Annotated in this window: 9 protein-coding genes and 1 pseudogene; 5 read left to right on the forward strand and 5 right to left on the reverse strand. The window is 64.1% G+C overall.

Translation table 11 applies throughout. The features are described from left to right. Window positions 1-302: 302 nt before the first annotated feature. From QZ609_RS04470 to QZ609_RS04480, 3 genes are all read right to left on the reverse strand, one after another. Window positions 303-1130 (reverse strand): DNA-binding protein, encoded by an 828-nt coding sequence (locus QZ609_RS04470; RefSeq protein ID WP_295491633.1) that lies wholly within the window; start codon window positions 1128-1130, stop codon window positions 303-305. Window positions 1131-1439: 309 nt separating this feature from the next. Further along, on the reverse strand, window positions 1440-2444 hold the full coding sequence (locus tag QZ609_RS04475) for a ParB/RepB/Spo0J family partition protein (RefSeq protein ID WP_295491635.1): 1005 nt from the start codon (window positions 2442-2444) through the stop codon (window positions 1440-1442). Then, a complete protein-coding gene (locus QZ609_RS04480; RefSeq protein WP_295491638.1) occupies window positions 2441-3109 on the reverse strand; it encodes a ParA family protein in 669 nt (222 codons plus the stop codon). Before QZ609_RS04480 ends, QZ609_RS04475 begins: the two co-directional genes overlap by 4 nt. 405 nt (window positions 3110-3514) lie before the next feature. Here QZ609_RS04480 and QZ609_RS04485 point away from each other — a divergent pair, with 405 nt between their 5' ends. Continuing rightward, window positions 3515-3718, forward strand: coding sequence for a cold-shock protein (locus QZ609_RS04485; RefSeq protein ID WP_295491641.1), 204 nt, complete (start codon window positions 3515-3517; stop codon window positions 3716-3718). Between the two features lie 78 nt (window positions 3719-3796). Here the strand turns inward: QZ609_RS04485 and QZ609_RS04490 are convergent, their stop codons facing one another. Continuing rightward, window positions 3797-4870, reverse strand: coding sequence for a replication protein RepA (locus tag QZ609_RS04490; protein ID WP_295491747.1), 1074 nt, complete (start codon window positions 4868-4870; stop codon window positions 3797-3799). Window positions 4871-6254: 1384 nt separating this feature from the next. Here QZ609_RS04490 and QZ609_RS04495 point away from each other — a divergent pair. Next, entirely contained in the window at window positions 6255-7559 is a 1305-nt protein-coding gene (locus QZ609_RS04495) for an NCS2 family permease (RefSeq protein WP_295491644.1), read from the forward strand. A 363-nt stretch (window positions 7560-7922) separates the two neighbouring features. Here QZ609_RS04495 and QZ609_RS04500 read toward each other — a convergent pair whose 3' ends face one another. Further along, window positions 7923-9209, reverse strand: coding sequence for an integrase (locus QZ609_RS04500; protein ID WP_295491749.1), 1287 nt, complete (start codon window positions 9207-9209; stop codon window positions 7923-7925). A 152-nt stretch (window positions 9210-9361) separates the two neighbouring features. Here QZ609_RS04500 and QZ609_RS04505 point away from each other — a divergent pair. From QZ609_RS04505 to QZ609_RS04515, 3 genes and pseudogenes are all read left to right on the forward strand, one after another. Beyond that, window positions 9362-11002, forward strand: a pseudogene (locus QZ609_RS04505) (ATP-binding protein); the annotation flags it as partial. Window positions 11003-11330: 328 nt separating this feature from the next. Beyond that, window positions 11331-11771, forward strand: a complete 441-nt coding sequence (locus tag QZ609_RS04510) for a hypothetical protein (RefSeq protein ID WP_295491646.1) — start codon at window positions 11331-11333, stop codon at window positions 11769-11771. Between the two features lie 134 nt (window positions 11772-11905). After that, window positions 11906-12751, forward strand: a complete 846-nt coding sequence (locus QZ609_RS04515) for a hypothetical protein (protein ID WP_295491649.1) — start codon at window positions 11906-11908, stop codon at window positions 12749-12751. The last annotated feature ends 2 nt before the right edge of the window (window positions 12752-12753 follow it).

A 12753-nucleotide genomic window follows, 5' to 3' on the forward strand; every position in this document is an offset into this window, starting at 1 on the left:
GTGTACCGAGCCCCGCCACGGGAAACACGGCCTTGGTGATCTTCTCGTTCATGACGACTCCATCAATGCGACTCAGCGTCATGAGCAAGTCATGTGCCCAGGCGGTTGCCCTTTGCGGGGACGGGCCCGGCAGCGTGATCGTCCGCAGCTCGTATCGCCCAGATGGGGTTGTTTCTACAACCGCTTGCAACGTCGCTACCCCCGACTTTCAGCGCCGAAAGTCGAAAAGCGTACCCAATTCTGCGAGGCACTCGACGTCTTTAAGGGAGGCAACGTACCAGTAAGTGCACGCTAACGGCGCATCAGGAAGACGGTTTGACCCAGCCGCGCGAGACAGGTGCGGCGCGCTCGGGCGCCCGACGATAGGCCTCGATCTGGGCGCGAAGCTGCGCCACCTCGGCTTCCAGCACGCGAATACGCTGGCGCAGTTGTTCCGCCTCATTCTGCGTCTGCTGACGCACAGCGTCGTTTTGCAAGCGCAGAAAACGCTCGGTGCCGGCCAACGCATCTGCGGCGCCTTCCAGCCGGGAGACCGTCTCGACAGTCCGCTGCAGGCGCTGTAGCGCTTCGTCCGTCAAAGCTGGCGAGACTGGCGCCGCCGTGGCCAGCGCCTCGCCAAGCCGACGCTCCAAGTCCGCCATCGCCGCCTGCAGTTGCCGGTTGCGCGCAGCCTCGTGCTCCAACGCGCGTTCAGCCACCTCGGCCCGGATACGGGCTTCCATCCACTCCCCGCCCGCACCCGGCGCACCGATGGCATGGGATGCGACCAGGTCGCGCGCCGCACGGGCGCCGCGGTCAGTGACCGTACCCGTTTCTGCGGGAGCCCACGGGATCGGCCAGAGCTCCACGGCATCCGGCGCATTGCCCCCGGTCCCTTCTTCGCGCCCACGGGCTCGGTCCACAGCCTTCTGTAGCGTGGTGTTGCTCGGCCGCCGTCGCGCACCCGCTTCCACCAACCACTGCGCGTAGCGGCGCGCGCCATGGACTTGCCGCGTGATACGACGGATGCCGTCGATGACCTCGTCAAGAAAGATGCCGTTGTCATGAGGAAAAGCCACATCGAGCCGCTGGATCACCTCGGCGATCCGCTGCGTCTGCTCAGCGGAGAACAGCTGGGAAGGTCGCGCCATCGCATCCCCAAATTGATGTTCGAATAGTGTACCACAAGGGTTATAAACATCCAATAGCCACTTGTATAATTCATTATTCAAATAGAGAGTCGATATAGTTTGAGCATCACTTTGAGAGCGGGAGTGCGCGCTTTTTGCGCATGGACCCCACATCACCTGGCCGCGGGACCTGATGCAGCGCGCCGCTGAAGAGGACTCCAGCACCACGCAGAAATGGGTACGGCAGGCACCCGAACAACCTTTCCGAAAAGACGCGGGCAACAAAAAAGCGCCTTAAAAGGCGCTTTTTGCAACATTGCATATCTGACGCTACAGCAGCGCAACATCCAGTCCGAAGCGGCTTTTCAGTGCTTCCACCAAGGACTCACGCGCCGCGCGGTCATCCAGCTTGACGTCGAGCATCACGCGGCCGGAATCCCATTCCTTGATGGTCCCAAGCAGGTCGCCTCGATCGTTGCGAATTTTGTATTGGCGGCTCACTTCCTTGACTTTGCGGGTCCGCCCTTCCTGCACAACTTTACGGATCTGCTCGACATCGCGACTAGAAAGGCCCTCCTCCAAGACGCGGTGGACAAGCTCACGCGTTTTTTCCTCGCCAGCGCTCTTGAAGTACAGCGTCAGCTCATAGCCCGTCGCGATCCCAATCCCCGCGGGACGCTCTTTCATGACGTCGAGCACGCTCTCCGGTAGTTTCAGCAAAGCCAGCGTCTTGTTGACCGTGCCCGCTGATACGCCGGTAATCTCACAAATATCTTCTTCTTTTTTTACTTTCCCTTCATCAAGAAGTTGGCGCCAGGCGATCGCGTTATCCAGCACCGATTGCCCCGACCGCTGTTCGTTCAGCACGAACGATAAGCGATAGAAGTCAATGTCCGACAGGCCTGCCTCGATGAAGCACTCCATCTCGGTCTTGCCAGCCGCCGCCAGCGCACGCTTGCGGTAGTGACCATCGATCAGGACGTACCAGCCCGGCCTCGTGGGGTCGGGTGCCGCCAGGCCGGGGGTCTGTTGGCCGTGCGTGGCAATGGATGCCGCCCGCTCCTGGACGATCTGTGGGTCATAGATCCGACGGGCATTGAGCGGATTCTCTTGCAACCGATCAAGAGAAACCCGGATGACACGCCGTTCCGTGCTCGGCGGCGCCGCACTTTCAGCGCTGAAAGCCGGGCGTACGGGTTGTCCAAGCAAACCACGAGGATGCGACGTGATGGCCTGCTCAGCGAGCGCAAACCGGTCAACTGGCGCGGCCTTAGTCTTCTCCGCCGCGATTCCCGCCAGCATTCCATCCTTGAGCGATTTCAGCTTGGCGCTCATACCCGCTCCTCATGCAACAGCTGCAATACCTCGTCAACCATGATGTCGATCTCACCAATGGCTTCGCGTGCACCGGGCACCCCATGCACGGTGGCCCCGATCGCCTGGCACTCGCGAAACGCCGAGCGCGAACCGATCATGGAATCCATCAACGGAATATCTCCATCATCACCCAAGATCTCGATCGCCTGCTTTGCAAGCGACACGCGCCGCTGAACCATGTTGGCGAGAACGCGTACGCGTAGCGTTTCGTTGGTCACCTGGGCTTGTTGAGCCAGCGCCTTGGCGGCCACCGCAGCCCACAGATCGGGCGGAGACGGGACGACCGGAATGATCGCGATGTCGGAAATCAGCAGCGCGCTCGACGATGCCGGTGAATGGACCGCCGGCGGACAATCCACAACGATGTAGTCGTAGTCCGCCACAAACTTGCGGACCTCCCGGTGCATTGCGCCCCCGGAGGGCGCGAGGCCGATCACAGATGCGGGGAAGGGCTTGTCATCAGGGGCCTGTGCAGCCCAGCGGGTGGCCGTACCTTGCTCGTCCATGTCGACCAGCAAGGTTTTGCGACCCCGTACTCCCAAGGTCCCGGCGATGTGCATGCTGACGGTTGTCTTGCCGCACCCGCCCTTCTGATTGAATACCGTCACGATCTTGGCGCTCACTGGTTCCTCCACTTTCAGCGCTGAAAGTCTCTGGCGGCCATGATAGGGAAGTTACGAAGAAAACACAAGTTCGGTAACTTTCAAAAAATATGTATGCCGTGAAACGATGGGAGCACGGCCAACGTGACGTTCTGACATCGGGCTTCGCCAAGAAGTTGAAGGAAAGTTATGCCGCCCGCACTACGCACTAAATGCGCCTAGGTGTTTACTCGAGAGTGCGGAAAAGCGACATTTCCCCAAAATGAGGGCCATCGACACTGGCTCACAAACTGGTTATGATGCTTAGACAGTCGTCTCAAGACTTTGTCAACGCGGGATTCGGAATCAGCCGGAGTTCTCCGTCGCGATGTCCGGATCGGCTGTGTGACGTTAAGTTGGTTTTTAGATTTTTAAAGGAATTTTTGCATGGCCACGGGTACTGTCAAATGGTTTAACGAAACCAAAGGCTTCGGCTTTATCACTCCGGACGGCGGCGGCGCAGATCTGTTCGCGCACTTCTCCGAAATTCAGGGTTCGGGTTTCAAGACCCTGAAGGACGGCCAGAAGGTCTCCTTCGAGGTGAAGCAGGGCCCGAAGGGTCTGCAAGCCTCGGCGATCAAGCCGGAATAAGTGTCTCGGGCCGACAGGCCTGAAACGCAAAAAAAGGGGAGCTTCGGCTCCCCTTTTTCGTGTGCACTCGCATCGCAACTAGGCGAGCTTCCGCACGCTTGTACGCGATGGCTGCAGGATCAGCGCCTTGGACGAATCCGCGTCAACCTTGGCGTCCGGGTACACGACCAACACGTCTTTCAATGCCTTGCGGAACAGCGCGCGGAATTTCCGTTCGCTTTCCGTTTCCGTGCCGAATTGCATTTGCAACGCCTCCCACGGAATCTCCGTTCGTTTCTGAATCGTAAAGAAACGATAGGTCAGCCACGAATAGACATCGAGCGCGAACGGCGATTGCTTGAGCGCCTTCAACGCACGCATGTCCACCGGCACGGGCCGGTTTACGAGCTCGTTGAAGAACGGTTCTGACAGCACCACGAAGCTCTCAAACATCGAGCCCTGCCCAGGCTGCATCGGATCCCACCAAGTCGACAGTTGATCCGCAAGCAAGTAGCCGATGCGGTCGATCGACAACGGTTCTTGGTTCTGGTTTTGGTTGGGCGCGGATTTGTTCTGGACGATCGCAATGGTCGCAGAAAACAGGCGGATCATCTGCTGGCGAACAAGCGTCATCGTGCCACGCTTGCCGCCGGTCGCCATCGGGATGCCCAGGTTGTACATGAACTCCGACAGCGAATTCCCCAGCGAGATGCGCCGGTCCTCGACCGTCCCCTGGAACTCGCCGCGCTTCTTCTTGGCCATGATTTCCTTGCCGATCCAGGCCAGCATCAACCGCGGATACGAACCATACGGATAGCCGAAGGAGACCGTTTCGGAAACGATGCGTTGCCGGCCGTTGCTCGCGCGTTCAGAACGCTGCTGCGTGAAGTAGCCGGGTTGGATCATCAGCGAGATGTTGCCGCTCGAGCGGGTCCAGACGGGCGGTGAACCTTTGGGCGCGCGATAAGGCAGCGTGACTTGCACGCTGGCGCGGCTGAGGAAACCGACCTCGCCGCTTTGCCAAGCATCTTCCCGCTCCATCGCCTGGGCCTCGTCGAACAGGCGCTGGAACTTCTCTGGAGCGGCAATGACCTGGCCTCCCGAAGGGATGATGATGCGGCCGGATGCATCGTTGTCCGGCTTCCCGTTGGGTGTAAGGCGTTTGGTGACCATGGTGCGCAAGATTTGTTCAGAGCCTTTGTACTAAAACGCCTTCGCCTTGTCACGCAGAATTGGGTACGTTTTCCGATTTTTCCTCGTTGTCGCGGGAAGAGCGGCGGTGGGCAACCTGAAGGGTTGTCCACGGACGGTCTTTCCCTACTACAAGTCATAGATACTTCTACGTTTACTACAGGTAAACCGTATACGGCGCCCGCAAAGCCTTGCCCTGCCTGGGTCCGTGGGTCAATTCCGAACCCGATTCTGCGGACACCCGAACCAGATTCTGCGGGGCCGCGTACTCGATTCTGCGCGAAACCGTACCCGCTTCTGCGCAAGGGGCGTACCGGAATCTGCGGGGACAACATGGGCTTGTCCACAGGGTTATCCACAGATTGGCGCCTCCAAGAGCGGTCACTCCCCGCGTGGGGATGCACTTGTACCCGTTTCTGCGTGAGCGTTGGGCGATCTGGCTATGCGCCGGATTGCCAACGGATGCAGCCGTACCCATTTCTGCGCCGAGCGCGGTGGTGACATGGGTCGCGGTGCGTACCCAAATCTGCGAGACGCCATGTCCAGGCAGGGAAGACCATGGCAAAGCTCCACTATCTCGAACGAAAGCGAGCACCCGCTTTGTCAGTACGCCGGCAAAATCGAGCGTACCCGATTCTGCGAAGCCGCAGACCCTAAAGGTCGAGCCTCGCAGGCCAGCGGAAGTGACATATCTCTACTTTCAGCGATGAAAGCTGTGGACGAATGCGTGAGCTTGGTCTGCCGGTGGCCGATGACGGCGCTCGTGCGTACCTATTTCTGCGGGTAAAAACCCTTATCCGCCAAAGGCTTGGCGTGCCGACTGACGGTGAATGCGTACCCGTTTCTGCGGCCAACTCGGCAGAGTGCAACGTGGAGGCGTACCTGGTTCTGCGAATGTGGCGCGAGCGATGCGTACCCGTTTCTGCGTCACGCCCCGCAGAAATGGGTACGCCAGCGTGCCGTTTTGCCGGCGGCTTCGCAGAAACAGGTACGGGGCTCGCGAACACGGGGTTCCACGACGCGCCTGCCGAAGCTTCGCCGATATCCCTTTTGGCGTGGGCGTACCCATTTCTGCGCACCTGCATGCAGAAACGGGTACGCGGATTTGCCGCAAATCTGCGCCCCAATTCAGGCTCGCAGAAACGGGTACGCTTTCCGGCCTGCCGTACCATGCCTTCGACCCAGGCGTCGCGTGGCATTTGGGCGTGCAGAGCGTGCATGTTTCGGGCATCATGCGCAGCCCGAACGGGGGCAGACTCGCCGCCGGACGCTTTGTTTTCGATCATTCCATTCGCATGCACCGCATGCGGTCGGCGTGCAACCCCGCGCCTGCCCGCGCCGTGTATCACGGGAGGAGACCACCCGCATGACCTGGCTCGCGCGCATCTTCAAGCTCGAGGAACACCAGACCAACGTCCGCACCGAGGTGCTGGCCGGCCTGACGACGTTCCTCACCATGGCGTACATCATCTTCGTCAACCCGAACATCCTGGCCGATGCGGGCATGCCGCACGACGCGGTGTTCGTCGCCACCTGCATCGCGGCGGCGATCGGCACGATCATCATGGGCATGTACGCCAACTATCCGATCGCCATGGCGCCGGGCATGGGGCTGAACGCGTACTTCGCCTATGCAGTGGTCAAGGGGATGGGCTTCACCTGGCAGGCGGCACTGGGCGCGGTGTTCATCTCGGGCTGCCTGTTCATGCTGGTGAGCCTGTTCCGCATCCGCGAGATGATCGTCAACGGGATCCCGCATTCGATCCGCATTGCGATCACGGCGGGCATCGGGCTGTTCCTCGGCATCGTGTCGCTGCGCGGGGCGGGGCTGGTGGTCGGCAACCCGGCCACGCTGGTGGCGCTGGGCGACATGCACCAGCCGTCGGTCATCCTGTCGGTGCTGGGCTTTTTCGTGATCGTGACGTTGGACCACCTGCGCGTGAAGGGCGCGATCCTGATCGGCATCCTGGCGGTGACGGTGGCGAGCTTCTTCTTTGCCGGCAACACCTTCCACGGCGTGGTGTCGCTGCCGCCGTCGATTGCCCCGACGCTGCTGCACCTGGACATCGAGGCCGCGCTGTCGGTCGGCATCCTCAACGTGGTGCTGGTGTTCTTCCTGGTTGAGCTGTTCGATGCCACCGGCACGCTGATGGGCGTGGCCAACCGCGCGGGCCTGCTCAAGGCCGGCAAGATGGACCGCCTGAACAAGGCGCTGCTGGCCGATAGCACCGCCATCGTGGCGGGCTCGCTGTTGGGCACGTCGTCGACCACGGCCTATATCGAAAGCGCTGCCGGCGTACAGGCAGGTGGCCGCACCGGCCTGACCGCGCTGACGGTGGCGGTGCTGTTCCTGGCCTGCCTGTTCATCGCGCCGCTGGCCGGCGTGGTGCCGGCCTACGCGACGGCGCCCGCGCTGCTGTACGTGTCATGCCTGATGTTGCGCGAGCTGGTCGACCTGAACTGGGACGACACCACCGAATCCATCCCGGCCGTGCTGACCGCGCTGATGATGCCGTTCACCTATTCGATCGCCAACGGCGTGGCGTTCGGCTTCATCACGTATTCGGGCCTCAAGCTGTTCGGCGGACGCTGGCGCGAGGTGCGGGCGATCGTCTGGATCATCTCGGCGATCTTCCTGTTCCGCTTCTTCTATCTGTCGGGCGGGCACTGACGCCAGCCTCGGCCGTCGCCCATCGCCTCACCCAACGCGGACCTGCTGGTCCGCGTTTTTATTGGGGCGGCGCAAGGAGGGTGTACCCGTTTCTGCGAGCTTGCCATCAGCGAGGCGTACCCGTTTCTGCGGGGTTGTCGCCGGCGGAACGTACCCGTTTCTGCGCACCCGTCACCGGCAAAGCGTACCCGTTTCTGCGTGCCTGCCCCGTGGAGGCGAACACTGAGGCGTACCCGTTTCTGCGGTGGAGGTAAGCCATCACTGCCATGCAATCGCTTGAACGGATGCGCTGCGGGCCTCGGTACGCGGCGGCATGCTCTGCGGCGCCTGCGTACCTATTTCTGCGTGATGTGTGGAGAAATGTCAGGCAGGCGGCGTGGCCTGCCTGCGCGCCGCATCGGCGATGCTGGCAGCCAGATCGGCCTCGCGGGCGCGGACGGCAGTGTGCGGCAGGGCGGCCAAGCCAAGGGCTTGCGCCACGTCGCCGGCCGACTCCCCCGCTGCCAGGCGCTCGCGCAGGTGGGCGCCGCGCAGGCCGCGCAGCGATGCACAGGCGAGTCGCGCGGCGGCCTCGGGGTGGCCGAGCGCTCGCGCGTGGGCGGCGGTTTCGGCCAGCATGGCCTTGATGATCTGCAAGAGCTGCGAGCGTGAGCCGATGCCGCGGCGCTCGCCAAAGTCGCGCCGCAGCGCGGGCGAGTCGATGATGGTGCCGTCGGCGCGCCGTGGTGAGCGCTTGCGTACCGACAGCAAGAGTGGTGTCGTCTCGCCGGGCAATGGCAGCGGCGACAGGCCGAAGGCGGTGCGGTAGGCGCGCAGGGGGGCCATCAGCGCGTCGCATGGCAGCCAGCGCTGTGCGCGGCCGGCGCCCACGCACAGCAGCCAGACCGATGCCGGCAGCGCCGGATCGGCCGCCCGCTGTGCGGCGGGCACGGCGTGCAGCGCCACATCGGCCATGCGCGCGCCGACCAGCTCGGCTACGCGCAGACCTGCGAGCACCAGCAGCTCGGCCAGAAAGCCATCGCGCGCCTGGCGCAGGCGGGCTTCGCGCCCGAGCGCCACGCGTGCGCGTACGGCGTCGATCAGCAACGCCATGTCCTGCCCGCACAGTCCCGTTGACAGATCGGGCGCCGGCGGAGGTGGTGGTGAGGGCGGCAGCCCCTCGTCCGCAGAAACGGGTACGGTGATGACGATGGCGTCGTCATCGAGAAACGGGTTCGCACGCAGATAGCCGGTACGTTGCAGCCAACCGCAGAGGTTGGCCGCGATCACGCTGCATTGGCGAACCGAGCGTGCCGACAGTGGCCCGCGCAGCGGTGTCCACGCGGGCGCATCGCGATCCAGCCCGCGCGCGCTGATCGCCCAGGCGGGCGGGGCTTGCAGGAAGCGCAGATAGGCAACGGCGTCATGGCGCTGCCAGCGTGCGATCGGCGTGGACGTGGCGCGCGCATACCAGCACAAGCGCTCGGCTTCCACGCGGTATTGCGACAGGGTCGATGCCCCCACCGCGCGCGCGCCGCCGGCACGCGCGTCAAGCCAGGCCTGTACGTGTTCACGATCCTGGGCGTATGCCTGGAGATCGGCCTGTGTGCTGGTGTCGGAGGGCGGCGAGCCGGGCGCGGGCGCCCCCGCGGCGATGTGCTGGGATGACATCGCGCAAGTATAGCGAGCCGAGCTGCGGCGCCAGTTCATCGCATGTGCCGGGAACAAAACCTGCTAAATCTGGTTGGGTTGCCTTGCGATGCCGCTGCATGTGACGCCGCGCTCGGTCCCGTGGAGATGCCATGAACGAACCCGTCGCCTGCCAGGCCATGTCGGAGCAAGACATCGAGGTGGCCAGCGAGCGCTTTCGCCACCAGCGCGAATTCGTCACGTTGGTCGAGAACGCGCCAGACATCATTGCCCGGCTCGATCGCGCCTTGCGCTGCGTCTACATCAACCGCGCGGTGGAGCCGGCGTTTGGTTTGCCACCCGCTGCGCTGATCGGCGAGCCGTTGTCGGCGTCGTCCCTGCCGCCGCGCGTGACCGCACCGCTGGAGGCGGCGGCCCGGCGCGCGCTCGCCGCCGGCACGGAGCAGGCATTGGCGCTGCACCTGGAGCCCGGCGACGCGGACCCCAGCGACACGCGCGACCATGCGCACTACAGCGCGCGCGTGATTCCGGAAGCCGACCGGCAGGGCGAGATCGAATCGGCGCTGCTGATCATCTACGACGTGACCGAGCGCACCGAGGCCGAACGCGAGCGCGATGCGTTGCTGCTGCGCGAGCAGGCCGCGCGTGCGCAGGCCGAGGCCGCGGCGCATGCGCGCGACCAGTTCCTGGCGGTGGTGTCGCACGAGCTGCGCTCGCCGCTGAACGGCATCCGGAGCTGGGCCTATGTGCTGGAGAACCAACTGGCCGACGGGCCGCAACCGGTGCAGCGCGCCCTGGCGGGCATCCGCACCGGTGTCGCGCAACAGGTGCGACTGATCGAAGACCTGCTCGACGCCACGCGCGTGATGAGCGGCAAGCTGCGGCTCACGCGCCAGCCCTTCGCGCTGCGCATGGCGCTGGAGCGCGCGCTGGGCAGCGTGCGTGCGCAGGCGACCGAGCGGCACATCACGCTGCATGAGACCGTGTTGCTCGGCACGCAGGAGATCAACGGCGACGCCGACCGCATCCAGCAGATCGTCTGGAACCTGCTCGCCAACGCCATCAAGTTCACGCAGGAAGGCGGCGACGTCTGGTTGACTGCCGAGGTGTCGGGCGATGTGGCCCGCATTGTCGTGCGGGACAACGGACGCGGCATTGCGCCGGCCTTCGTGCCCCACCTGTTCGACCCGTTCCGGCAGGCCGATGGCACGCACACGCGGCGCACCGGCGGCCTCGGTCTCGGGCTGGCGCTGGTCAAGCGCCTGACCGAGCTGCATGGCGGCCTGGTCCATGCCTATAGCGACGGCGAGCAGCGCGGCGCGGTCTTCACCGTGGTCCTGCCGCTGCACGACGGCGCCGAGGTGAGCAGGGCGCTTAGCGAGGAAGCCGCGCGGCCCGGGCCGCTGCCGTCGCTGGAAGGCATGCGCATCCTGCTGATCGACGACCAGCTCGATGCGCGCGAAGCCTTGGCGACGCTGCTCGGCCAGGTGCATGCCGAGGTCGGCTGCGCGGGTTCGGGCGCAGAGGCGATCGCGTTGCTCGATGCCTGGGGCGAGCACGAGCGGCCGCACGTGGTGGTGTGCGACATCGCGCTGCCGGATGAGGATGGGTACGCCATCCTGCAGCGGATCCGCGGGTGGGAGCGGCACCGTCTGCCGGCCGGCACAGCGCGCGTCCCCGCGATTGCGCTGACGGCGTTCGCCCAGCCGCACGACCGCGCGCGCGCGCTGGCGAACGGGTTTCAGGCGCACCTGCCCAAGCCGGTGTCGCCGCGCGACCTAGTACGGGCCCTGCGCGCGCTGGCCCGCAGTTAGCGGCGCCCGGCACCGGGCAACCGCCGTGCGAGTGCCGGCTGAGTGCCGCACACGGTACGCGGCTGGCGGCCTGGCGTACCCATTTCTGCGTGACGTCTTTTGTGCGATTGGCGGGGCCGGTTGGGCTTGGAGGTGCGACCCCGGCAATCGTTACATGGGCCATGTAACCCTTACGCGACGGGACTTTGCCAGGTCGTGGAATCGCGCGTGAGGGTGCGCGGCGCGGCAGGCGCGGCGCGCATTGCGGGATCGACGCGGGGCCGGAACCCGCATGGCACGGCGGTTGCAGTGAGCACAGTGTCACCAGTCCATCTACTGGGGAGGGGCCATGAACCAGCCAGCACGCGGCGCCGTCCGCAGTCCGGTCACGCGCGAAGACGCGGCCGCGCAGGGGCCAGCGCCTTCTACGTCCTCGATCGCCGGTGCCCAGCGGGCTGCCGCATCGACCACCCATGAACGCGTGAGCGCCACGCTCGGCCGGCCCGAGCGTGAAGGCACCGCGTCGATCCACGGCCCGTGCCTGCCGCACGAGCGCGATCAGCACCTCCAGGAGCAGCAGTCCGGCCCACGCGCCAACATTGAGCAAGCCGCGCGCGATATCGAGGCCGGCATGATCGATACCGACCTGCACGACACGCCGGGGATCGAATGCGTGGTGCGCGAGCGCTATGCGGCCGGCCAGGTCGACCGCGATCGCGAACTCGCCAACCGCACCGCCGACGACATCGAGCGCAATCGCCACGCCCCAAGCGGCCCCTCCAAGCGCTGACGCACGAGGCTGCGCAGAGTCGATTTTGCCTAGGTCTGATTTAAGAAAAAATCAGGACGAGACTGTGAGCGCATTGTGGAGTCGCTGCCGTATTCTCGCGCCTTTTCTCAATCAGAATAATCCTAGGGGGAAGTATGCGGGGCAAGTTGCGCGCGATTGCGTTGGCGTGTGTGGCGGTGGGTTTGGTGACGGCCTGCGGCGGCGGCGATTCCAGTTCGACCAACGGTGGCGGGATCGTCTCGCCGGCCGATAGCGGGTCGTTGGGCTCGGATTGCTTTGCCGTGCCTGCCACGGGCAAGACGGCCAATGTCACCGCGACGACCACGGTGCCGGTCGAGGTTGAAATTGCGACGATCACCGGCCAGGGGCAACAAGTGTTCGAAGGCCAGTCCTATACCGCGCTTGATGTGCGTAACCGCATTGATCAGGTGCTCGGCAGCGATCAGCATCACACGCTCTACATGCTGCCGAACGCGCCCTACCTGCCGGCCGGCGCAATCACGTATCCCTCCGCAGGTGATACCGATCCGCAGCAGCGCTACGCCTATACCTACGCCCCAATGACGCTGGAGCAACTGCGTTCGGCCATCTCGAGCGGCAAGGCTACGATATTCCCGTTGGTGGTACCCGCTCTGCAGCCGGTGGTGCCAACCGTCGACAGTTTCAAGCTCAATACCCCGATGACGCTGCTGATGCTGGACAAGCGTGCGGGGGGTACGGCCCCGATGGGTGCGTCGTTCAGTTCGCGCTATATCAAGGAGCTGACCTTGACGTATGCCGGCCGCGAAAGCGTGACGGTAGGCAACGTTTCCTACAGCCAGGCATGCAAGCTGAATGTGTCGGTGCGGCGCTCGAACTTCAACGGGATACCGTTCTCGATCGACTCGGTTGGCCAGGGAACGTTGTGGTTCGCGCCAAACGTTGGATTGGTCAAGATTGCGATGGGCGGGGTCGCCACAATCATTGCACCGGCCAACTGAGA

This window comes from uncultured Ralstonia sp. (assembly GCA_913056305.1).
GTDB lineage: Bacteria > Pseudomonadota > Gammaproteobacteria > Burkholderiales > Burkholderiaceae > Ralstonia.

Excerpts from the sequence above, each read along its gene's own strand:
- QZ609_RS04470 (WP_295491633.1), bottom strand. The coding sequence starts at position 1,130 with ATGGCGCGACCTTCCCAGCTGTTCTCCGCTGAGCAGACGCAGCGGATC.
- QZ609_RS04475 (WP_295491635.1), bottom strand. The coding sequence starts at position 2,444 with ATGAGCGCCAAGCTGAAATCGCTCAAGGATGGAATGCTGGCGGGAATC.
- QZ609_RS04485 (WP_295491641.1), top strand. The coding sequence starts at position 3,515 with ATGGCCACGGGTACTGTCAAATGGTTTAACGAAACCAAAGGCTTCGGC.
- QZ609_RS04490 (WP_295491747.1), bottom strand. The coding sequence starts at position 4,870 with ATGGTCACCAAACGCCTTACACCCAACGGGAAGCCGGACAACGATGCA.
- QZ609_RS04495 (WP_295491644.1), top strand. The coding sequence starts at position 6,255 with ATGACCTGGCTCGCGCGCATCTTCAAGCTCGAGGAACACCAGACCAAC.
- QZ609_RS04500 (WP_295491749.1), bottom strand. The coding sequence starts at position 9,209 with ATGTCATCCCAGCACATCGCCGCGGGGGCGCCCGCGCCCGGCTCGCCG.
- QZ609_RS04510 (WP_295491646.1), top strand. The coding sequence starts at position 11,331 with ATGAACCAGCCAGCACGCGGCGCCGTCCGCAGTCCGGTCACGCGCGAA.
- QZ609_RS04515 (WP_295491649.1), top strand. The coding sequence starts at position 11,906 with ATGCGGGGCAAGTTGCGCGCGATTGCGTTGGCGTGTGTGGCGGTGGGT.